Below are 21,342 nucleotides of genomic sequence, written 5' to 3' on the forward strand. Positions count from 1 at the left end.
ATGTCTCTTGATGTAGTCCACAGTACCGTTTAAAGTCGGCGGGGTTTAACTTTTGTACTTGTTCGTAATTCATCTTATGGGAGCTAATTATTTCTTTTATTTTACCTAGAACGAGCGCACTTTCGCAAGAGGTCTATTCAACTATTACTAGAGTACAATCCCGCCCCGCCATTTGATGTCGGTTCGCCAGAAAAAGCGGGGGCTGAGTTGGTCGATAAGGCAATCTTATTTTTGCAGGGGATATCGAGTTTAGAAGTAGCAAAACAGGCAGTTTGACATGAGCACAACTTCGGAAATCGATCGCGATCGTACTCCCACACATTGGGTACAGATAGGTTTTTCTACAACTTCAATCGTCTTTAACCTCTGCTTGATTGCTCAGTTATTAACAGTTGGAGTTGCCTACTTCAATGATCCTTCCTGGTGGAATATTCATGTTTGGCTAGTGCGAGGCTATAGTGGATTGTCATTAATATTATGGGGATGGTCATCGCTCGCCCCATTCTCACGCAAAATACGACATCTCGCTGCCACTCTACCTGTGCTGCTTGGGCTGCAATTTGTCAGCATTCATCTCAAAATGCCTCTCCATCTAGAGGTGTTCCATCCTCTGATTGGATTTTCGCTCCTCTATGTTTCTTCAACCCTTGTACACAGCACATCGCGCATTTTATCACCCACCAACCATCAGAATGAGCAAGCTTGAGAGTTAGAAATGATGCAAGATGCAATCTTTCCTCCCTTCTTTGCAACAGTACAGCACTTATCCACTTTGGCACAATTGATTAACCTCGCTCAAATGAGCTAGAAGTTATCAACAGTCGCCGAACAATGAGCGTGCAGCGGAAAGCCCGCCCTGTTTCTGCGCGTGTGTTCGGGGTCTTGCGGGGCAGTCTGCTACTGAACCGAGTCGTTAGATCGCGATCGCAATACCCAATACTTTAAAAATACCAGTAGAGCGATCGCCCTTCAATGAGCGTGCGATCGCTCTCTTATATCAATTCCGGTGCAGGCCGGAATGATATCAAATCCGCGCTTCCCAAGTCGGGCGTAAAGTCGAATCAAGCTCGCAACAAATAATTCGCGCAATTTTCATTTTTTTGACCCCTCCTTCTACAGTCATTAGTCATTAGTCATTAGTCATTAGTCAACAGTCAACAGTCAGAAGATATTTCTAACGAAACAGCGGTTGATTTGATGCAGCAGGGACTTTTAGATGCCGCCGTGCTCTGGCAACCGCTTCTAGGCGAAACTGCCCAAGCAATCAAGGGTAATATTATTTTTACTACTCAGGAAGTTGATACTTTAGTTATTGATAGGTTGGTTTCGCGGTCAACTATTCTCGCACAAAGAAAGCTGAATTGAAGAAATTTATTATGGCTTGGTTTGATATTATGAGTGCGGTGGAAAAAAGCCTAAGGTCGTGTTTCAAAAAGTTGCTCAAAACCTGGGACAGAACGGTGAGGCTTTTGCTAAAGATTACGCTGGTCTGAAAAAGGGTGACATTGCCATGCAGCAGAAGATATTTCTGCTTGGTAGGTTGCCAGAGGCGATCGCTCAAATGGCTGAACTATTAAAATCTGACCCCCGTCCCGGACGGATGCCGCGTCAGGATGTGGAGATTAACACTGAGCTCGTAACTACAGCAATCAATGAATAAAAATTATGATGAAATTCCTGCATCCCCATAGCTTGTCGCAGCGCTTGCTGGTTAGCGTTGGGTTGTCGATTACCACAGTTGGACTGGCAACTCTGGGACTTAACTATCGGCTGATGCAGTCTGACTTACAAACGCAAGTTCATAACCGGGCTCAATCAATTACACAATCTCTGGAGTTTTCTACAGAAGGCTTACTAGAGTTGGAGAATAAAAGCATTCTGCGACGGGTTGTGCAAAATTTTGCCACGATGCCCGGTGTGCTGGAAATTGCGATTGTCGATCCATCTGGAATGGCGATCGCCCGCAGTCCTCAGAATACGACTAATCAGTCATACACTTCGATCTATCCCCAACTCGCGATCGCGATCGATCGGGCCGCAACCGCAGGCATTGAAGTCCGGCAAGATATCGTCGTAGACAACCAGCCTGCGATCGCACAAATTCTGCCTTTTAGCAGTACCTTGTTTGGCGCATCTCAACGGCGAGGAGTGGCGATCGCGCTACTCGATCTCAACCAAATGAAGCAAGCTGCCGACAGAACCTTCATTACCTCAACTTTGTCATTGCTAATTGGCATCATCACAATTTTGTTAATCATGGGGATACTCCTTCATAAAAATGTATTGCAACCCTTGCGCGACTTAAACGAAGCAGTTTCTCAAAGTAAAAAAACTGGCATCTTCCCTATGCCAAAGACTATTCCAGCTAACGAAATTCAATTTTTAGCAAGCACATTTGAGGAAGTCTTCCGACAATTGGAAATCCACGGCCAACTCACCGCCGAAATAGCTCATCGAAAACAAATAGAAGTCACATTACGCGATAGCGAAGCCAGAGAGCGAGACAAATCTCAGCAGCTTGAGCAGGCAATTGAGAATTTAAAACGAACGCAAGCCCAACTGATTCAGAGAGAAAAACTCTCATCCTTGGGGCAATTAGTTGCAGGAGTAACCCATGAAATTAACAGTCCGGTCGGCTTCATTCATGGCAATCTAATTCATATACAATATTATGCTGACAGTCTATTAAATTTGGTACACCTATATCAAAAGCATTATCCAAACCCCATTGGCGAAATTGAGAAAGAAGCAGAAAATGTTGACCTGGATTTTGTGCAAGATGATTTACCTAAAATCCTGAACTCAATGAGAATTGCGACCGATCGCATTCGCCAGATTGTGCTGTCACTCCGCAATTTTTCCCGGATGGATGAGTCAGAATTTAAAGAAGTTGATATCCATCAAGGAATTGATAGCACGCTGTTAATTTTGCAACATCGTCTCCAAGCGCAGCTAGAACATCCAGAAATTAAAGTCATTCGAGACTATGGTGATTTACCGCTAGTTGAGTGTGATGCCGGACAACTTAACCAAGTATTTATGAATATTTTGGCAAACGCTATTGATGCACTCGAAGAAATAAATACTCAAGAGGTAGCTTGCTCGATCGAGATGCACCCATGTTGTATTACAATTTGTACCTTGGTGGTAGATTCGCAATGGGTTAAAATTGCGATCGCCGATAATGGCAAGGGAATTCCAGAATCAATTCAAACACAGATATTCAATCCATTTTTTACAACAAAGCCTGTAGGGAAGGGAACCGGAATGGGAATGGCGATTAGTTATCAGATTATTACTGAAAAACATCGTGGGACGCTTAGGTGTTTTTCAACGCCAGAAAAAGGGACGGAGTTTGAGATTTGTATTCCTGTCCAGCATTAGGAGTTGACGATGGGGAAAGTTTCGGTATAATTATTGTTTTTAATACTTGATTGTAAAAATATTAATATCTGTTTGCGATCGCACTTAGTAAGCATAAGAGATTGGCGGCGTTGTTGAGTATTCATAATGGAGAGGCGATCGCCCAGAACGAAAATTGACAATCGATCAAAATTGTGCTATACTTTTTGAAAGTAGAGGTAAAAACAACCGGTTACTCTCTACTCTCTTAACTTCCTCTTAACTTCTTAATTATTTTAAAGCTAACTTGTATGTAAACAAAAATTGTGATGGCCAGAAAAACTCACCCAAAGCCAGAAGTTGAGGATGCTTTAAGGTACGCTGAAAAAAATGGATGGCACGTTGATATTGGTGGTTCTCATGCTTGGGGAAAAATAAAATGCCCTTATAACGATAAAGAGTGTAGAAATGGAATTTTTTGTATATCTAGTATTTGGAGTACCCCAAAAAACTCAGGAAATCATGGGAAACAGATTCGTCGAATAGTCGATAACTGCACAAAGCACAACAATGTGAATGATCCTTGCCTAGAGGAGAAATAAAAGATGAACGAGCATGATTTTACTTTGACGTTTAATCTCGAAGATCCCCAAGCAGACCCTGGTGATTTTATTGAGAAGCTATATGAAGGTGGCTGTGATGATGCCTTAATTGGAGTTGGAAATAAAGGATACATCGCACTAAATTTTATCCGTGAGGCATCATCACGTAACGAAGCTATTTGTAGTGCGATTAAGGATGTCCAAAAAGTTATTCCATCCGCTACTTTAATTGAAGAACCACCAGATTTTGTTTGTTTGAGCGATGCAGATCAAATTATGGAATGCACTCAGCAGAACATTTTGTTATCTTGTTTTAACGTAGCAGATTACTTCATTTGGTTTGCCAATGAAACAGGTTCTTTCCTGAGTAATCTCAAGCTGCAAAAGCTTGTTTACTATGCTCAGGCTTGGCATCTTGCACTCCATGACACACCCCTTTTTCCACAGGATTTTCAAGCATGGGTGCATGGACCAGTGATACCAGAATTGTATCAGAAGTACAAGCATTTTGGATGGCAGCCAATTTTGAAAGATGCTCATCCAGAATTACCTGAAAACGTTCGGAATTTTCTGGATGAGGTTGCGCAAGAATACTTTGCCTGTGATGCTTACGCATTAGAGCAAATGACTCATGCTGAAGACCCCTGGAATTTGGCAAGGGGGGAAGATATGCTACCTGATGAACCTTGCAACAATGTGATCAAGCAGGAGTGGATGAAGGAGTATTACAAATCTCGTGTCGAAGAAAATTAAGAAGACTGATGTTGTCAAAAATGGTGCATCAGGTATTAAACTACCAAAGCTGAAGCCACCTCAAGGTATCAGCTTTTCGTTTAAATACTATCAAGACAATCACAATAAATTTTCTTGTATAAAAAAAGAAGTGAGTTACTGGCTGACTCTACTTGAGCGGTTAAAAGCCCTATCTAGCTTAACAGCTCAAGAGTTTTCAGCGCCTGGTAACAGCACTCTCAGATGTCATTCCATTAAGTGGGAAAAGACCAGTGAAAGTGGGTTTGGTATGCCCAATGAACAACAATTAGTTGATACACCTTATCAGTTCTCCCTCTCTGCAAATGAGCATGGTAGGGTTCATGGTTTCTTTATTAATGAGACTTTTTATATTGTTTGGCTAGATCCAGATCATCTACTTTACCCTGAAAAAAAGAAAAACTCACAGAAAGGTTAACTCACCCGTTACCCATTTCTCCTTTCAACCTTAAAAACATCCTCAATACTTTTCCCCGCCGTTTTATCCTCCCACCCCATCGCCATCAAAAAACTCTCAGCCGACTGAGTTTCCACCACATCCACCCCCCATTGTCCCGGTTGCAACGCCTCAGCATCGCTACTCAATGGCGGAGTCTTCTTCAATCCCGCTAAAATCAAAATATCAGGAAAAAAATCATCATTTTTCCCCTGACTCATCCGCTTATCCACCAAACTTTGAGCACAAAATTCTCCCACTTGAGGCGGAGAAAAAGCATCAGTAGAAAACAAAACTTCTACCATCCAATGACCATGATTTAATTGACGACACTTAATCTCAGGATATTGGCTTAAACCCTCAGCAAATACCCGAGTAAATTCTTCCCTACTTAAAGTGGGAAAAACACCCTCCGGCATATCAAAATTATGAGAAAGCAACATCCGCCCCGTTCCCGATTCAGTCATACTTTTAGTTACTTAATTTGAGAAATTGCCAACTTAATCACACCTTGAATCGCCGCTTCTGACTCCTTTTCCAAAGCAGCTTGTAGCGGTTCAATCGCAGCCCGATCGCCCACTTTCATCAAAGACAAAGCCGCCGCCCTACGAGTTTCCCCATCACCACCATCCAGCAACTCAATCAGATTAGGAATTGCAGGTTTATAAGCCAGATTTCCTAAAGCCGCCGCCGCCTCACAACGCACATCAACATCAACATCCGTCAGAGACTTAACCAAAATCTCGAATAATTCATCCTTCGGTTCTTCCTGTGCAACCTTGGCGATCGCACCCACCACCGCACCGCGCACCACAGGCGAATCAGACGCGATCGCCCGATACAAATACTCCTTCGCCCCCGCCCCAATAAAAGCCAACGCCCAAGCCGCATGACCGATCGTACTCTCAGGCAAATCAGTAGACCCTAAAATATCCAACAAAGCCTGCACAGACGGCTCCCCAATCCTCGCCAACGCCCCAATTGATGAACCCTTAACCACCGTATCCTCATCGTTCAACAAAGCATGAATTAAATGAGGAACCGCAGTCGGATCAGCAATCAAAGTCAGAGTTTTAGCAGCAGCACGCCGCACAACCGGATTAACATGATTTGCCAAAGCATCTAATAAAAAAGGAGTCGCCACTTCCCCAATTTCAGCCAAAGTTTCCGCACAACGCAGTCGAGTCATCCCCCGCGTATCGCCCAAAGATTCAACCAGAAGGTGCAAAGTTTCCGCATCATTAGCATCGAAAGTATCTAAGCCTATTTGTTCCGTAACCCTTCCCAGCAAAGCATCTGTTTCAGCCTGAGCCAATAAAATTGGATCGGCCTCCGCTTGAGCATTAGAATGAACCATAATCATCACCTAATTATTAGTAGTTAGAGCCGCCAATTGAGCGCGAAGAGCATCCAGTCCAGCATCAATCTTAGCAAGTTCCGGCTCAATTTTAGCCATCGCCGCCTTCTGAGGTAATTTTGCCTTTTGTGCCGCAGTCATCGTTTCATTAACCAAACGTTCGCGATATTTCTCAAATTCAGCAATTACTTCTGCCACTTCATCAACATTAGTCTCTCTTGAATTAGCAACAGTTTCATCACCCTCAGAATCCGATGGATTAAATTCTTCGTTTTCAGACATAGTTTTGATACTTTAATAATTAGTCCGCCTAGACAAAATTTGTGTGTGTAGCCGCGATTGCAATCGCCCGGATCTTTTTTCTTTAAGCTGCTGTGCATCTAATTTGACAGTCAATTTTTATACAATTATTGTGGGACGGGCATCCTGCGTGGAACGGGCATCCTGCGTGGAACGGGCATCTTGCCCGTCTCTGTATTCAATTTAGATGCGTAGCAGCTTATCTTACCGCAATTTCAATCACCGGGATATTTCGACTTTGTGTGTGTGTAGCCGCGCGCGATTGCAATCGCCGGGATATTAGTGCTTTAAGGTGACAGCACACCCACCCCAGAAAACCTCAAGCGATTGTGTTCTAACATCTCTTCTAAAGCAGAGTGAGAAACACAACGACGCTCAGAACAGTATGCCATTTGTTTAACCCCATTTATCATCTGCACAGTCATCACCCGTACCCGAAAATGATCGTTAATAAACCAACAGCGTTCCTGTCCTTGATTAGTCTCATATTCCGTCTCAATAGTCAACACCCCATCATCCGCAAAATGGTAAACACCGATGACCGGAATACCTTCAACATAGCCTCGATTTCGCAGAAACTTGCCCGTTCTCGGATTACTAGGATTAGGCACATCTACAAGAATAGCAGCATAGTTTTCGTTCGGGACAGCATCATCTAAATTATCCTGCCACATAAAACTGCATCCCCCACTAACTAAAGCGGGATCCACATTCTGCTGTTGACAAACCTCTAAAATTCTGGGATCATCTGTTGACAAGACATCAACAATGACATTGGATTCTCCCGACTCATCAGCCGCAGCAGTATCAAAATTATGGACTGTTCGCTGAGTAAACCAAACGCCCTCACTCTTGCGAAAGAAATCCATCATAGTCATAGGTGGTGTTAGCAGCATTTCTGTGTCAAATTAGCGATAGGAATCAGAGGTATTGAGACAAATATCCTTGAAAAACCGAGATTTAGGCTTTAACCTGAGCTTAGCCGAACTGGGAATCAGATCTGATTTTGGTTAAGAAAAATAAACAAACGTCAGTCTAGAATCCGTCAAATTCTAGGATAAATGACACAGGACAATTTTGAGCAACTCGATCAATAAATTTTCAGAAAAACATAATGTCACCTCGTCAACACTCATCTTTCCTCTCCCAACCCATTACTGCAACAGAAATCTTACCAGCCATTCAGCAAGGCAAAAGTCTAGCTCAAACCAACCTCCCGGGAATCAACCTCAGCAAAATGGATTTATCTGGGATTGACTTCAGTGGAGCAAACTTGATAGGGGCAAACCTTAGTCAAACCAATTTGCAAAGGGCAAATCTCAAAGGAGTTGATTTACGAAGGGCAAATCTCAGAGACGCCAATTTGAGTGGAGCGAATTTAGAAGAAAGCTATCTTTTTCGTGCAGATTTACAGGGCTGTAATTTAGTCAATGCCAAGCTACAAGAGGCAAAATTAAAATTCGCTCAATATGATGCTCATACCCTGTGGCCAGAAGGATTCAATTACAAAAATTCGGGAGCAATTGGTCCCCAAGCCAATCTCAGTGGAGCTTTTCTAAATACAGCTTACCTCAGAGGCGCAGATTTACACGGCTGTAATCTGCGAGGTGCCTATCTCAGTGGAGCAGATTTAACTGGGGCAAATTTAGAGGGAGCAGCCTTAAGTGGGGCGAGTCTTCAGAATGCCTTTCTGACTGGTGCTTATTTACGGAATGCTATCTTAATAGGAGTCGAATTACAAGGAGCGGATTTACGAGCGGCTGACTTAACCGGGGCAAATTTAGAGCAATTAAAAAGTATTGCTGGCGCTGATTTTACCCTAGCACAAGGACTCACCCAAGAGATGAAAGCCATGCTTTGTAGTCGCGATCCCAAAGAATTAGGAACTTGGAATACTTTTACTCGTAACAATACGGCTCAGAGTCTTGGCTCTCAGGTAAGATAAATTTACACTGATTGTTGAACTTCAAGAAGGTGGCGTTCTAAATCGAACAGAAAACCGTGAATATATTCCTCAGTCCACTCCTCACCATAGAACCGCGTAAACATCCCCCTCGCCGGATCTTTTGCAGCACGATAATTAATATAACGTAGCTGTGCCTCAAGAATCTCTCCAAGTCGCTGACTATCTGTGACAGGTTGCGCTTGCTCAACCAAATCGAGATAAGCTTGAAGATAAGCCTTAAAAGCTTCAAAGACCGTAGTTTGCACAGCCTCTGTTTCCTTGGGACGAGTCCAAAGAAAAGCAGGAGAAAAGAAAGGTTTTGCCTCGTCAGGAAAATCTCCTCCCCAAGGCAACTCCTTTTGATAAGTGTTGAAAATCGGTAAAATTGGCTCTGAGTATTGCTTCTGGTAAGCCGCATCGTGAAAAAGAGGCTGCATATCTAAAGCAATTAAATGTCCCCCCGGCAAGGTTACTAAGTCCGCCCCAAAAAAGGGCACGTCATAATTTAACTGGGGGAAAATCACAAAATTAAGGACCTGGAGAGCATCACCACCCTGAACATGAGCCGCCCGAATTTGCCGTAATTTTGAGGACTTAAAACCATGACTTGTCGTCACAACCAACTGCTCTTTTTTCCCCTTCCCAGTTAGAAATTCTTTCCGATCAAAACCTGCGGGAATGGGATAGGGAGCCAAGTCAAGTCGTTCTTTTAGAACAGGGATAGCGTAATCTAAAAAAGGCTGATAAAGAGTCATTTTTAACTTATCTTACCCCCGCTGGAACTGCTAAGGGAACAGCATCTTCAAACAAAAACTCGTACAAAAATCGCTCTGACCATTCATGGCCAAAATAGCTGCCGAATAGCCCAGATGCTGGATCACGTTCCGCACTATACTGATCGTAATCTTTCTGTGCCTTCACAATCCGCTGAATCTCTTCTGGAGTGTTAAGCCGAGAGGCTTGCTCTAGCATTTGCCAATACAACTGGACATATTCTTGATAGGCGGGAAACAAACGAGTTACAACCGTTTCTGCATCAGTTTTAGCAAATAGCAAGTTCTTGGAAAAATACTGGTTCGCATCGTAAAACTTCATTTCTAAATCTTGCGTTAAATCTTTGTATTTCTCCTTAAGTGCGCTCATTGGCCCGATATATTTGTCTATATAGGCTTCATCGCGGAATAAAGGTTGAAAATCCAAGACAACCAAGATTTTCTTCTGTCCAAAGGCTAAGAAATCAATTCCTAGTAAGGGCAGATCGTAATTATAATTTGGATAAATGACACTATTGAAAATTTGTGCCGTTTCTCCAGCATCAATGTAGGTGTAACGAATCTTTCGCAATTCGGGACATTGATAGCACCAACTTTGAATCGTGGCGGGATTTTTGCCTCTTTCACTCACCACCGATTCCAACCCAGAGGGAATGGGACGACTCTCTAGAGCAAAACGTCCAAACAGTTCTTTTTCTAAGAATTCCTGAAACGGCTTAAACATAGATTAAAATTTAGCTCCTTCAATCTTTCCCTCAAAACACAATCATAAGGGATTGCCTTAAATCTTGTCTCTGTTTTTGACAAACAAAGTAATATTTCGTTACGAAACTCTGTTGTGCCCTCAGGATTTCCAAGAAAAAGCCTGTACTAACCATCATTAAACTGCTGCAATTGTAATAAATCTTAACAAAATTCCTCATAATTTTAGTCTATCCTAGTAAACTATGTGTAATTTTAATGACTATGCAATTAAGTGAAAGAGCAAAGCAATTAATTCCCCAAGCCAGAATTGTCAGTTTTGCCACTTGGAAAAACTTATATTCAGATGAAGTAATTGCCATTTTTCAAGAGGCTGACAATCAAAGCCGATATCTCACAGATGAGGATTCAGAACGCATTAAAAATCTGGCTCCTAATCTCTCTTTAATGCTAGAAAAAGCCCGATTATTGCGAGAGCAAGCTCCTAATCTTGTTGCTGATGCGAGGAAAAAGGTATTAGCCGACTTTCCCCATATCACTGAGCTTGGTAATGACCTTTATCCTCCCGAACGTGCTGAAGCCTGTTGGCGAGATTTTTGGCATTTCCTACGCTGTATCACCTATGGAATTGCAGGTAACAGTCCTCAATTTACGAGCCAAGAAGGACTCAAAAACATGGAGCTACTCTATCAAGAATTGCGGGTTCCTCTTTCGGCGATGCTCTGTGGACTAGAAGAGTTGAAAACAGTTAGCTTGCAGCAATTTAATTTTGAAGACCGGGATTTATTGAGTCTCTCTTTTGACCATTTAATCACTGGGTTAAAAAATTTTAGTCAAGCTTAATCAACTCTCACAGTATCAGATTCCTTACTATTTATTGTCTAAAGCAGCTTTTCTAAAGCAGTAGCAACGACTCGATGATTGGAGTCTTGCCGAAGTTGACTTAAAATTTCCTTAGCCTGCGGATCGTCAAAATGTTGCAAAGCAGATGCGACGTGCTGACGCATACGTTCAGACTCAGAATTAGCCAGCATTAATAACTGAGAAAGTGCAGCCTGTTCCTGATTAGTTCCGGCTAATGTACCAAGTGCATCCACAGCGGCTTCCTTGGTGGTCATATCTTCGCCAGCTAAGGCTTGCATACATACCTCAAAGAGTTCGCTTTCGCACTCCATATCAACCAACACAGCCAGAATACTACGACGAACTAACCAGTGGTCATCCTGAAAAAAAGTCAAGACTAAATGAGATGCAGCACATCGACCAAAAAGCGAAAGAGAATTAGCAGCCTCAGCTCGCACATTCGGCGTATTATCAAATTTCATGATTTGGAGCAATGCGGCGAAGGATTCAGCGGTTTGTTGTGTCCCAAATGCCCTGCTGACAAAGGAACGTACTAAGAATTCCGGGTCATTGAGTTTGCCCTCGAGCAAGGGAACGGCAATCTCTGGTGTATAATCCTTGAGAGCCGCGACGGCCTTGAGTCGATACTGAAAATCAGGATTGTTCAGAGACGTTTCGATTTCGTGAATATCCATAACCACAACAAAGTATAATTTTTCTTTATTTTAACCAAAAAGTTCCTAATTGTGCAAATAACCAAAGATATTTTAACACTTAATAACCTTGGCGGTTGTTATAGCTAAGCTCTTTGATCGAATCGAGTCTGAAAACAGCCGTACTTGAACCAATATTGTCGCAGTTCATGATGAGGTGTATGCAAACTGGCTTTAGCCTGATAGAGAATCACTTGTCGATGGTTTCCCATCCAAAGTCGTTTGGCTGGTTCAACAGAAATTAAGCACCCTCCTAGACTGTTAACACATTCCTCAAATCGCTCAACTGCTGGATAGTCTAAAGTTTCAAAAATTAGCAATTGACCGGAAAAAATTAGGTGACGACTTCTGATCCAAGCCTGAATTTTTTTACCAGCTATTGGGGGTAGCATCTTTCAGATCCTCAGCTTGAAAACTGAGTGATTTATTTTTATTTTCAAGGTTTACAGAGAAAAAGAGCGAATAATAAACTCGCTCTATAGAAAGTAGGAGATACCAAACTCAAACGAATACAAAGGTGAAGTCTAGGTAGATTTAGCCAACTTCAGTAATACTGAGAATTTTGCCTCCCATTTTCTGAATATTTTTAATTTGCTGAGACATTTGAGCATAGCTGACTTCATAGCTGATATTGCTCGCTCTGACCTTAGCACCACCAGACTTAGCAGCAGTAATCCGAAAACGTTTACCAGTTGTGCTAGAGGCTCCACTGGTACCAACGCTAGAAAGTTTGATTTTCTGAGGCAGATTGCTCGCAACCGTAGCAATTAATTGAGCTTGATTACTGCTATCGCTAGTAGCTGAGCCTCCGAGCAAAGAAACCATCCGATTAAACCCGATATTCTTGATACCAGTTTGGCTGCGAATGCTCCGAGGATAAGGCACAATATTTTCACCAAAGTTCTGGGTGTAATCGTCACTATCGATATAAGAATCGATTTCGGCTTCATAGCCTTGACCGTTACAAATTTGGACCTGTTCCGAAATCTCAGTCTGTTCTAAAGGAGGGCGACCTAGCAAATGCTTGCAGTTTAACTCGATGAACCGATAGGCAGAATTGGTGTTAAAAAATAGAGACTGATACAGGTCAGATTTTGCCACTTTTCTGACAAAATCACTCACGGTAATGTCACCATTGCGAAGCAAAGATTCGGCACTGGTGAGACGCTGACTTTCCATCACGTGAGCATTTCCTAACACCTGTCGGTAAACAGCACGAATGACGGCTTGTAACTCGTCTTCCGTTGCATTGGCTCGCAGTTCTACGGCGTCACTGACGAAAGCTGCTGTTAAACTGGACATTGTTTTTTACTAACGTTAATTAAATTTTGATTGAGACTGTCAAAAGATGTTACTGTTGGTTGAAATAGCTTAAGATATGCGAACGCATCTGTTATCTAGACAGAGGAATACTATCTGTTTCTATCGTTATCGCTTTCATGATTGCGAGGGGATAAGATAAAAATCGCGATGGTTTCCGAGAGGGTAGAGAAGCAAATCTTAACTTCTCTACCCGCGAATAACTCTATGCCTCAAGCAACTTCTGTGATGCTGACAATTTTGCCGCCTGCACGATGAATGCGCTGAATTTGCGGAGTCATATTCGCACCGGATACAAGATATTCAGTGTTACTTACTCGGCGAGGACTATCAAATTTAGACCCCTTGACTAAAATCTTGAAGGTCTTTTCGGTGGCATCTTTGTAAGCGCTGATCCGACCGCCTGTTGTGGGTAAAGTAATCTTCTTACCGCTATTGCCAGCCACAGAATCTACTAAGCGAGAAGCGGTAAAAGCACTATCAACTCCTGCATAACCTTGATACAGGGAAAGGGTGCGATTGTAGCCGATTTGCTTTTGTCCGACTTGACTTTTTGCCCCTTTATAATAAGGGACTGTATTCTCGCCAAATTTTTCTTGATATTCTGGACTATCGAGGTAAGAATCAATTTCTGCCTCGTAGCCTTCTTGGGTACACCGACAAATATGCTCAGAAAGTTCCTCTTGAGCTAAAGGAGCGCGACCCAACAAATGTTTGAAGTTTAGCTCGACAAAGCGGTAAGGAGCGCAGGATTCAAAATACCGACTGCGATAAAAGTCAGATTTAGCCACAGCGCGGACAAATTCTCGTACTGTTATCGTGCCATCGCACAACTTGGATTCTGCACTCGTCAGGCGTTCACTTTCCATGACATGCGGATTGCCCAACACTTGCTTGTAAACAGCGCGAATTACCGCCTGTTTATCATCGGAGCTGCTGGTAGGCCAAAGTTCTACTGGCGCATCTAAAACGACACTCATTGAGTTTCTCCTATGAAAAAATAACGATTCAAAACAGGGAATCAGGGATTGTAAAAAACACGCTCAGGGAGATAATTCCCCAAGTCGTTAAGGCAGAAGTTTGAGCGGTTGTTAGTTGACAGCAGTAATGCTGGAAATTATGCCGCCTTGTTTGTGGATGCGTTGATATTCTTGCGAGAGCCTTTCAAATGGTACGAGATAGGCTTGATTGCTAGAGCGAAATTTAGAGACTCGGTTGATCCCAGTCGCTGCGGAAGAACGATATCCAGTCACAGTAATGCGATAAACTTTGCCTTCTGTTGAGTTGCCTAATCCAGCACGAGTACGTGAATTAATAGCAGACTCTTGGAATGCCCAACCATCTCCAACTGCACCACCTGAAGGGGGAACTATTGGTAGGGGGGTTTGCTGAATCACGAATTTATTCAGAACAGGGGTTTTTCCTGAAAGACTGCCTTTGAGGTCGCTACTGGAAGCTCCCCGCAACAGAGCAAACATATGAGTAAACCCAACCATATTTTGTCCTGGCTGGGTTTTGTAGCCTCGGTAAAAGGGAACGATATTTTCCCCGTAGGCATTTTGGTATTCATCGCTGTCGAGGTAAGAATCAATTTCTGCCTCGAAGCCTTCAGTATCTAAAATGGTGCTATGTGCTCTCATTTCTTCTAAGCCATCAGGAACCCGACCTAGAAGATGTTTGAAATTGAGTTCAATAAACCGATAGCGAGGAGAAGTATCGAAAAAGCGAGAGCGGTAAGCGTCTGATTTTGCCAGAGCGCGGACAAATGCGCGCACACTGAGTTCACCACTTTTGAATTGGGATTCAGGAATTGTCGCTCGTTCACTTTCCATGACGTAAGCATTACCCAAAACTTGCCGATAAACGGCACGAATAATGGTTTCTACTTCTTCTTCTGAACGTCCTGGCGTCAGTTCTAAACGGGGTGTTTCTTCAAATAAACTGACTCCAAGTCGAGATGCAGGTCCAAAAACCATTGAAAAAATCTCCACAATTGTATTACAGGAAAAACTACCATACTTAGACGTTCTATTAGAAAACTTAACATAAGTTAACATTAGGTCGGATTTGGAAGCTTATTTGTAGTACAGAAAGAGGTTGAGATCTGGGCTCGGAGTCTCTGGTTGCAAAAATTTGGCTGTAGTACGAAATGCAGGATTGTAATATATGGCGAATGTGAGTTGAAATTATTAAGCCGATAAGTTATAAGATGTGAGGTAACTCAGTGGCAAAACTTTGACGCTTTTGAAAATGTAGAGAGCCAAAAGCCGAACCCCAAACCTGTTGATGAGTATTCACATCCAGTCCTCGATCGAGGCTACTCCAAGTTGTTTCTGTAATCTCGACATCACTAACTAGGTAGGTTGAACAACCTCTTTTTTCAATGAGACAAAGGTTTCCAGGTTCCACTCCGCCTCGAAACATTTCGCCGTCTCGTTTGAAAATCATGGAACAGTGATAGCGTCGTTGCAGACTATCTGGTTTAATAGTTTTGAGAATGCTTAATTCTCGTGCGGCTCCGGCGTACTGTATTGGGTCTTCGAGGCTATAATTTTCAATATAAATTTGATCTCCCTGGTCGATTAAGCGATGAACTCCCTGACGATAGGGAGTCCACAGATCGTGGTCGTAAACCTGTTCTGAATAAAAGCCAATGGCATTGAAAAATTCAAAGGGTAAGGGACGAAAAAATATCCGAATATGGGCAAATTTTTGTGGGTTATTAAAGGATTGTTGAGAGTTACTGAAATCCCCAGCCATCCACTGAGCTAAAGTGATTAAATCATTGCTTTTAACTGAATTCATAAGCTAGGAAGAAGGTAGAATAAAGTTTGAGGGAAATTAACAATTCCCTAATTCCCGGAAAGCGAACGAATCTCTGAGGAAAATGAGGCGGTTACTACTCCACTTCCTCCACTGGTTTTAATTAGGGAAACACGAAAGCGTAAGTTAGGATTAGCAAACCAGATTTTTTCTTCGGCTGCGGCGCGATCGTAGCTAGTCAACAGCACAAAAGTTCCATCCTCTGTGATGTGATAGTCACTTGCTGCGGCAATAGTTTCAGCATAACCTTGATCTCGTAATAACTTACCACGATTAGGCACATTGGGATCGGGGATTGGTACAAGAATACAACTCCCCTTAACCTCAGAATTCTCATCCCAATCTGACTCGCCCTCCCAACTCATTTGAAAAGGAATTACGGCTTGGGATGGGTCAACCTTATACAATTGGCAGAGTTCGATTACGGCCGGATCGTCCGGTGAGATAGCCACGATATCAATGACTGACTGCACAGCTTCAAAGTGTCTGAATGTCAAATGATGGGCGCTGCGCTGCGATCGCCACCTTCCTAGAGAATTTTCAACAAACTGCTTAATATTGTTCATGGAAAACATTGTACAGGGGCAAGAGCCAAAATATTCTTGTCTTCAGAACTCCACTTTTTGCGCCCCTGTCCACGAAAAAAAGTGCTTTTAGCAACAAAAGTAACAAATTGTTACTTTGTTTCTCAGGAATGAGACAAAGGGAACACCCCAGAGATATATTCAAAACCATCAAGTTAGTCACCAAGTTGACCAACTCAGATCAGAAATAATTTTTCTAAGTTAAGGAGAACTCAATGCTTGACGCTTTTTCAAGATCTGTAGTTTCAGCCGATGCCAGCACCTCGACCGTCGGTGATATTGCTGCCCTCAGAGCTTTCGTTGCTAGCGGCAACCGACGCTTGGATGCTGTAAACGCGATCGCCAGCAACGCTAGCTGCATGGTTTCTGATGCTGTTGCCGGTATGATCTGCGAAAACCAAGGCTTGATTCAAGCTGGTGGTAACTGCTATCCTAACCGCCGCATGGCTGCTTGCTTGCGCGATGCAGAAATCATTCTGCGCTATGTCACCTATGCTTTGTTGGCTGGTGATGCTTCAGTTCTTGATGACCGTTGCTTGAATGGTTTGAAAGAAACCTACGCAGCTTTGGGCGTGCCCACCACCTCCACCGTGCGTGCGGTTCAAATCATGAAGGCTCAAGCCGCTGCTCACATCCAAGACAACCCCAGCGAAAAATTTGCTGGTGCTAAGTTGCGGAAAATGGGACCTATCTTAGTTGAAGATCGTTGTGCTAGCCTCGTTGCCGAATCTTCCAGCTACTTCGACCGCATCATTTCTGCACTGAGCTAGTCCATTGCTAATCGCAATTCGCTCAGCAAAATAGAAACTACGCTCACTGTCAAAAGCACTTTAGGAGATTTAGGAAATGAAATCAGTTCTCACCACGGCTATCGCCTCTGCTGATGCAGCAGGCCGCTTCCCTAGCACCTCAGATCTAGAATCAGTTCAAGGTTCTATCCAACGCGCTGCTGCTCGTTTAGAAGCTGCTGAAAAGCTCGGCAACAACCTCGACGCAGTTGCTAAAGAAGCTTATGATGCTTGCATCAAGAAGTATCCTTACCTGAACAACGCTGGTGAAGCTAATTCCACCGATACTTTCAAAGCAAAATGCCATCGCGACGTCAAGCACTACCTGCGCTTGATCCAATACTGCTTAGTTGTTGGCGGCACAGGCCCTCTGGACGAATGGGGTATTGCTGGTCAACGCGAAGTTTATCGCGCTTTGAGCTTGCCTACTGCTCCTTACGTTGAAGCATTGAGCTTTGCTCGTAACCGCGGTTGCGCTCCTCGCGATATGTCTCCTCAAGCTTTGACTGAGTACAATGCTCTTCTTGACTACGCGATCAACTCCCTGTCCTAATTAACTGACAGGTTTGTAATGTCGTGACTGGGTAGTTTCTACCCAACAAGTCTAGGAACTCTTGGCTCGTTGCTTTACCGATGTTGGTGAGGTAAGGGTAAAGAATTCCTAGGCTTGTTATTGTGTTTTAATAGGCATATCATATTATAGTTATTGCAGAGTGCTAATTTTATGGATAAACGCTTTTTTAGTTTTTTTAATTTAACGGAAGACCAGGCGATCGCCCTTTTAGATACGCCGCAATCTGAAATCGGTGAAGAGGATTCCCGCTACATAGCTGCTTCCCACTTGATCAATTTCTCAACAGATCGATCGATCGCAGCACTGATGCGAGCAGTACAACAAACCGATCCGGTGCTGGAAAACCGGATTGTGCGCCGCAAATCGGTGGAAACCTTGGGAAGGCTGCAAGCTGTGCAAGCATTGCCGGTGATTCGCACCTGTCTGGCGGATGATGACTGCTACACGGTGGAAAATGCTGTTTGGGCGATCGGCGAAATTGGCACTCAAGATCCCGATATTTTAGCAGAAGTTGCTCAATTGCTGGATAAACCGGGACAAACCTACCGGGTAATTATCCACACCCTGACTAAATTAGATTATCAGCCAGCCGTAGCCAGAATTCGCAGATTTGTCGATGATATTGACCCGCCGACTGCTAGTGCTGCGATCGCCGCAATTTGTCGCTTAACCAGAGACTTTTCTCAAATGGGAAAAGTTGTCGCGATGTTGCAACACAAAAATGTCCTTGGGCGCAGATTATCTATTCAGGATTTGATAGATGCGCGTTACTACGATGCAATTGGCAATATTGCCAGATGTCCGGTATCTTTAGTCTTTCGGCTCAGAGGAATTAGGATGTTAGGAGAAGCAGGAATTGCTGACAAAACCCTTACCTTTGCCACGATTCAACCGCATTTGGAACAAACCTTAAGAGACTATCCAGGGGATTTAGATTTAGTGCATAGTTATGAAAAATTACCAGATTTACCGTTTCTGATTCACCAGTTATATGAAACGGATTTTGGACGTTGCTATTTAGCCGCTAAAACGATACTGGAAAATTACTCAGAGGAGGCACCAGCCGCCCTGTTTGCGGCCTTTGCTGAAGAAGCAAATAATGACTATGGAGCGCATTTTCATGTGGTAAAATTGTTTGGTTGGTTAAAACATTCTCCAGCCTACGATTTGTTATTGGAAGCTTTGCATAACTCCCAGCCCCAGTTTCAGAAATCCCGTGCAGCGGCGGCGATCGCCCTGGGGGAACTGGGAGAACAACGTGCTATTCCAGAATTGAAAGCCTGTCTGGAAACTAAAATCTGGGATTTGAAGTATGCTGCATTAATGGCACTAGAAAAACTTGGTGATGTCACGGGTTATGAAATCGCTGCAGCCGACCAAGATTGGTTGGTTCGAGCTAAAGTAGATGCTCGTACTTGTGTAACATCCGAACTATCTTAATAGGGCATAGGGCATAGGGCATAGGGCATAGGGCATAGGGCATAGGGCATAGGGCATAGGGCATCGGGCATACCTCACCACGCTTGAGAACCGCCATACAACTGTCAACTATCAACTGTCAACTGTCAACTGTCAACTGCTATAAAACCACAAAAACCATGACAACAGATGCTTTGTTTGAACAACTAAAACACCCGAATCCTCATATGCGCGATCGGGCAATGTTTGAAATTGCCGATTCCCGCGATGAAAATACAATTTCTCGACTGGTGGGCATTTTAGATGAAGAAGATGTCACCTATCGTCGGGCGGCGGTAAAAGCCTTGGGCGTGATTGGTGAAGATGCTGTGCCATCGGTGGTTGAGGCATTGTTACACAGTGATAATGTGACTGTGCGAGGGAGTGCGGCGAAGGTATTGGCACAAATTGCGATTAATTATCCAGAGTTGCCGTTTCCTGAAGCGGGCTTGCAGGGATTGAAAAGGGCGATCGACGATCCGAATCCTGTGGTTAATATTGCTTCTGTGATGGCTTTGGGGCAGATGGGTTCAAGAGCTTTTGAGATTTTGGTGGAGTCGCTGAATACAACGGATAATGTGGCGGTACAAGTGGCGATCGTGAATGCTCTTGCTTCTGTTGGCGATCGACGTTGTGTAGAAGTTCTGACTACATTTGCGAATGATGAATCCGTGGATTCTTATGTGCGGGAATCAGCGACAAGTTCTTTATCGCGGTTGGATTTGGTGATGAATTATAAGCGTGCAGATAGTTAGAGTTAGTAAGATTTTTAGCACTACTCTCGATCGCACACAGCACTTGCAGCCGACTAAGCTACGATCGAACTTTGGGCTTTGCTGATTCACGGTATGAATCAACTTTTCGCTTGAAGTTACAAAACTCACCCTCAAGCGGGCTTATAGCTATTGGGAAATCTTGAATTCATACCTCTATTCTGCAACGCCAGCTTTCAGAGTTAACAGGAGTTCATGTGGGAATGCAAATTGAACCCTACGACCCTCGCCACCTTGATGCTGTTATTCGTCTTTCGCTTCGGGCATGGACTCCGGTCTTTGATTCGATTCAGAAGGCGATGAACGCTGATGTGTACCAGGCATTCTATCCCAATCATTGGCGCATGAGCCAGCAAAAAGCTGTCAAGGATGTCTGTGCTGCGGAAGATACGAATGTATGGGTTGCTATGGATGCCGGTTCTACTGTGGGCTTTGTAGCCGTGAAACTACACTCAGAGGACAGCATGGGTGAAATCTACATGGTTGCCGTCGATCCAGACTTTCAAGGTCGCGGCATTGGTAGTGCTTTGATTGAATTCGCTCCCTGTTGGATGAAAGATGCTGGGATGTCTGTTGCTATGGTTGAGACTGGGGGCGATCCCGGTCATCAAAGAGCCCGTCACACCTATGAAAAGGTGGGCTTTGAGCTATTCCCAGTTGCCAGATACTTCAAGAAGCTTTAAGTGCAGATGTGTTGATTTGGCGATCGCCTTGTATCCTTCAAGTTAATGCGAGCTCCCGATCTTATGAGTGAAGTGGTAATTCAAACGGAGAGTCTCAGGCTGATCCTCCAATCGACTGAGGAGATCCTCACCTACATCGAGTCCCTGAGCCCTGCCGATCGGGCGGAGGTCTCACCCGATTGGCTGGCGCGGGTTCGCGCCTCGACAGCGGCAGACCCGTGGACCCATGGATTCTCCATGGTGGAGCACACCAGCGGTGCAGTCATCGGGACCTGCGCGTACAAGGGTCCCCCGGACCAAGGAGGAGTCGTTGAGATTGCTTACGGAGTAGACCCGGAGTATCAGGGGCGCGGGTATGCCACGGAAGCAGCAAGGGCGCTGGTCAATTTTGCGTTCCGTAGCGGGCAAGTCCGTCTCGTTCGTGCCCACACACGGGCGGAGAACAACGCCTCGATGCGGGTGCTCGCGAAGTGCGGGTTTGAGCGTATCGGTGAGGTGGTAGACCCAGAGGATGGCTTGGTTTGCAGGTGGGAATTACAGCCAGGAGCCGCCTAA

General features: G+C 44.0%; 28 protein-coding genes. 15 read left to right on the top strand and 13 right to left on the bottom strand.

Annotation, left to right across the window (positions count from 1 at the left end; all coding sequences use genetic code 11):
- Positions 1-277 precede the first annotated feature (277 nt).
- The 7 genes from ACUVJL_RS13200 to ACUVJL_RS13230 all read left to right on the top strand — a co-directional run bounded on the left by ACUVJL_RS13200 (position 278) and on the right by ACUVJL_RS13230 (position 5,133).
- Positions 278-706 (top strand): DUF6220 domain-containing protein, encoded by a 429-nt coding sequence (locus tag ACUVJL_RS13200; RefSeq protein WP_445246265.1) that lies wholly within the window; start codon positions 278-280, stop codon positions 704-706.
- Between the two features lie 491 nt (positions 707-1,197).
- A complete protein-coding gene (locus ACUVJL_RS13205) occupies positions 1,198-1,365 on the top strand; it encodes a hypothetical protein (protein WP_445246266.1) in 168 nt (55 codons plus the stop codon).
- 58 nt (positions 1,366-1,423) lie between these two features.
- On the top strand, positions 1,424-1,660 hold the full coding sequence (locus ACUVJL_RS13210; protein ID WP_445246267.1) for a hypothetical protein: 237 nt from the start codon (positions 1,424-1,426) through the stop codon (positions 1,658-1,660).
- A gap of 5 nt (positions 1,661-1,665) precedes the next feature.
- Positions 1,666-3,384 carry a sensor histidine kinase gene (locus tag ACUVJL_RS13215; RefSeq protein WP_445246268.1) on the top strand — a complete coding sequence of 573 codons (1,719 nt, stop codon included), beginning with the start codon at positions 1,666-1,668 and terminating at the stop codon, positions 3,382-3,384.
- Positions 3,385-3,671: 287 nt separating this feature from the next.
- On the top strand, positions 3,672-3,944 hold the full coding sequence (locus ACUVJL_RS13220; RefSeq protein ID WP_333067127.1) for a hypothetical protein: 273 nt from the start codon (positions 3,672-3,674) through the stop codon (positions 3,942-3,944).
- Positions 3,945-3,947: 3 nt separating this feature from the next.
- Positions 3,948-4,697, top strand: a complete 750-nt coding sequence (locus ACUVJL_RS13225; protein WP_445246269.1) for a Panacea domain-containing protein — start codon at positions 3,948-3,950, stop codon at positions 4,695-4,697.
- Positions 4,681-5,133: a hypothetical protein gene (locus ACUVJL_RS13230; protein ID WP_445246270.1), complete on the top strand. Its 453-nt coding sequence runs from the start codon at positions 4,681-4,683 to the stop codon at positions 5,131-5,133. Before ACUVJL_RS13225 ends, ACUVJL_RS13230 begins: the two co-directional genes overlap by 17 nt.
- A gap of 8 nt (positions 5,134-5,141) precedes the next feature.
- Here the strand turns inward: ACUVJL_RS13230 and ACUVJL_RS13235 are convergent, their stop codons facing one another.
- From ACUVJL_RS13235 to ACUVJL_RS13250, 4 genes are all read right to left on the bottom strand, one after another.
- On the bottom strand, positions 5,142-5,618 hold the full coding sequence (locus ACUVJL_RS13235) for a DUF2656 domain-containing protein (RefSeq protein ID WP_445246271.1): 477 nt from the start codon (positions 5,616-5,618) through the stop codon (positions 5,142-5,144).
- Between the two features lie 8 nt (positions 5,619-5,626).
- A complete protein-coding gene (locus ACUVJL_RS13240) occupies positions 5,627-6,508 on the bottom strand; it encodes a HEAT repeat domain-containing protein (RefSeq protein ID WP_445246272.1) in 882 nt (293 codons plus the stop codon).
- 9 nt (positions 6,509-6,517) lie between these two features.
- Entirely contained in the window at positions 6,518-6,790 is a 273-nt protein-coding gene (locus ACUVJL_RS13245; RefSeq protein WP_445246273.1) for a hypothetical protein, read from the bottom strand.
- A 305-nt stretch (positions 6,791-7,095) separates the two neighbouring features.
- Positions 7,096-7,704 carry a phycobiliprotein lyase gene (locus ACUVJL_RS13250; protein ID WP_445246274.1) on the bottom strand — a complete coding sequence of 203 codons (609 nt, stop codon included), beginning with the start codon at positions 7,702-7,704 and terminating at the stop codon, positions 7,096-7,098.
- 218 nt (positions 7,705-7,922) lie between these two features.
- Here ACUVJL_RS13250 and ACUVJL_RS13255 point away from each other — a divergent pair, with 218 nt between their 5' ends.
- Positions 7,923-8,753 carry a pentapeptide repeat-containing protein gene (locus ACUVJL_RS13255; RefSeq protein ID WP_445246275.1) on the top strand — a complete coding sequence of 277 codons (831 nt, stop codon included), beginning with the start codon at positions 7,923-7,925 and terminating at the stop codon, positions 8,751-8,753.
- 2 nt (positions 8,754-8,755) lie between these two features.
- Here the strand turns inward: ACUVJL_RS13255 and ACUVJL_RS13260 are convergent, their stop codons facing one another.
- Both ACUVJL_RS13260 and ACUVJL_RS13265 read right to left on the bottom strand, forming a co-directional pair.
- Positions 8,756-9,508, bottom strand: coding sequence for a phycoerythrobilin:ferredoxin oxidoreductase (locus ACUVJL_RS13260; protein ID WP_445246276.1), 753 nt, complete (start codon positions 9,506-9,508; stop codon positions 8,756-8,758).
- A 7-nt stretch (positions 9,509-9,515) separates the two neighbouring features.
- Entirely contained in the window at positions 9,516-10,250 is a 735-nt protein-coding gene (locus ACUVJL_RS13265) for a 15,16-dihydrobiliverdin:ferredoxin oxidoreductase (RefSeq protein WP_445246277.1), read from the bottom strand.
- A 236-nt stretch (positions 10,251-10,486) separates the two neighbouring features.
- Between ACUVJL_RS13265 and ACUVJL_RS13270 the strand changes: the two genes are divergently transcribed.
- Positions 10,487-11,071, top strand: a complete 585-nt coding sequence (locus tag ACUVJL_RS13270; RefSeq protein WP_445246278.1) for a phycobilisome protein — start codon at positions 10,487-10,489, stop codon at positions 11,069-11,071.
- Between the two features lie 38 nt (positions 11,072-11,109).
- Here ACUVJL_RS13270 and ACUVJL_RS13275 read toward each other — a convergent pair whose 3' ends face one another.
- The 7 genes from ACUVJL_RS13275 to ACUVJL_RS13305 all read right to left on the bottom strand — a co-directional run bounded on the left by ACUVJL_RS13275 (position 11,110) and on the right by ACUVJL_RS13305 (position 16,493).
- Positions 11,110-11,766 carry a HEAT repeat domain-containing protein gene (locus ACUVJL_RS13275; protein WP_445246279.1) on the bottom strand — a complete coding sequence of 219 codons (657 nt, stop codon included), beginning with the start codon at positions 11,764-11,766 and terminating at the stop codon, positions 11,110-11,112.
- A 104-nt stretch (positions 11,767-11,870) separates the two neighbouring features.
- On the bottom strand, positions 11,871-12,176 hold the full coding sequence (locus tag ACUVJL_RS13280) for a CpeR family transcriptional regulator (protein WP_445246280.1): 306 nt from the start codon (positions 12,174-12,176) through the stop codon (positions 11,871-11,873).
- A gap of 142 nt (positions 12,177-12,318) precedes the next feature.
- Positions 12,319-13,086: a phycobilisome rod-core linker polypeptide gene (locus tag ACUVJL_RS13285; protein WP_445246281.1), complete on the bottom strand. Its 768-nt coding sequence runs from the start codon at positions 13,084-13,086 to the stop codon at positions 12,319-12,321.
- A gap of 230 nt (positions 13,087-13,316) precedes the next feature.
- Positions 13,317-14,084: a phycobilisome rod-core linker polypeptide gene (locus ACUVJL_RS13290; protein ID WP_445246282.1), complete on the bottom strand. Its 768-nt coding sequence runs from the start codon at positions 14,082-14,084 to the stop codon at positions 13,317-13,319.
- Between the two features lie 111 nt (positions 14,085-14,195).
- Positions 14,196-15,080 carry a phycobilisome rod-core linker polypeptide gene (locus ACUVJL_RS13295; RefSeq protein WP_445246283.1) on the bottom strand — a complete coding sequence of 295 codons (885 nt, stop codon included), beginning with the start codon at positions 15,078-15,080 and terminating at the stop codon, positions 14,196-14,198.
- A 226-nt stretch (positions 15,081-15,306) separates the two neighbouring features.
- On the bottom strand, positions 15,307-15,909 hold the full coding sequence (locus tag ACUVJL_RS13300; protein ID WP_332953989.1) for a chromophore lyase CpcT/CpeT: 603 nt from the start codon (positions 15,907-15,909) through the stop codon (positions 15,307-15,309).
- A gap of 47 nt (positions 15,910-15,956) precedes the next feature.
- Entirely contained in the window at positions 15,957-16,493 is a 537-nt protein-coding gene (locus ACUVJL_RS13305; RefSeq protein ID WP_445246284.1) for a phycobiliprotein lyase, read from the bottom strand.
- Between the two features lie 233 nt (positions 16,494-16,726).
- Here ACUVJL_RS13305 and cpeB point away from each other — a divergent pair, with 233 nt between their 5' ends.
- From cpeB to ACUVJL_RS13335, 6 genes are all read left to right on the top strand, one after another.
- Positions 16,727-17,281 (top strand): C-phycoerythrin subunit beta, encoded by a 555-nt coding sequence (cpeB, locus tag ACUVJL_RS13310; protein WP_445246285.1) that lies wholly within the window; start codon positions 16,727-16,729, stop codon positions 17,279-17,281.
- Positions 17,282-17,357: 76 nt separating this feature from the next.
- On the top strand, positions 17,358-17,852 hold the full coding sequence (locus ACUVJL_RS13315; protein WP_445246286.1) for a bleomycin hydrolase: 495 nt from the start codon (positions 17,358-17,360) through the stop codon (positions 17,850-17,852).
- 171 nt (positions 17,853-18,023) lie between these two features.
- Positions 18,024-19,313, top strand: coding sequence for a HEAT repeat domain-containing protein (locus ACUVJL_RS13320; protein WP_445246287.1), 1,290 nt, complete (start codon positions 18,024-18,026; stop codon positions 19,311-19,313).
- Positions 19,314-19,471: 158 nt separating this feature from the next.
- Positions 19,472-20,086, top strand: coding sequence for a HEAT repeat domain-containing protein (locus ACUVJL_RS13325; protein ID WP_445246288.1), 615 nt, complete (start codon positions 19,472-19,474; stop codon positions 20,084-20,086).
- A gap of 221 nt (positions 20,087-20,307) precedes the next feature.
- Complete coding sequence (locus ACUVJL_RS13330; RefSeq protein WP_445246298.1) at positions 20,308-20,787, top strand: GNAT family N-acetyltransferase; 480 nt, start codon at positions 20,308-20,310, stop codon at positions 20,785-20,787.
- Positions 20,788-20,850: 63 nt separating this feature from the next.
- Positions 20,851-21,342 (top strand): GNAT family N-acetyltransferase, encoded by a 492-nt coding sequence (locus ACUVJL_RS13335; RefSeq protein ID WP_445246289.1) that lies wholly within the window; start codon positions 20,851-20,853, stop codon positions 21,340-21,342.

Origin of the sequence: Microcoleus sp. OTE_8_concoct_300 (genome assembly GCF_031383065.1) — a bacterium.
Taxonomy (GTDB): Bacteria; Cyanobacteriota; Cyanobacteriia; order Cyanobacteriales; family Microcoleaceae; genus Microcoleus.